This window comes from Streptomyces xiaopingdaonensis (assembly GCF_000262345.1).
GTDB lineage: Bacteria > Actinomycetota > Actinomycetes > Streptomycetales > Streptomycetaceae > Streptomyces > Streptomyces xiaopingdaonensis.
In genome coordinates, this window is record NZ_AJTQ01000286.1 from 1 (window position 1) to 232 (window position 232).

Annotated in this window: 1 protein-coding gene; it reads right to left on the bottom strand. The window is 59.9% G+C overall.

Annotated elements, in window-relative coordinates; genetic code table 11:
- Positions 1-202: acyl carrier protein (locus UWG_RS34395; protein WP_237720238.1), on the bottom strand; the 202-nt coding region annotated here is incomplete at its 3' end.
- Positions 203-232 lie beyond the last annotated feature (30 nt).

Consider the following 232-nt stretch of genomic DNA (forward strand, 5'->3'; position numbering starts at 1 on the left):
TCGCCAGCGAAGTGAGCGACGCGATCTCCTCCTCGTCGATCTTTATCCGATACCTCTTCTCCAACTGCACCGCCACCTCCATCGCCGTCAACGAATCCACCTCCAAGTCCTCCTTGAGATCCGCCTCCTCCGTCACCTCCCCCACCGGAACCTCCAACTCCTCAGCAATCAACGCACGCAGCTCCTCAAGATCCACACCCACGACCCGATCTCCCGACACAGCACAACTCCC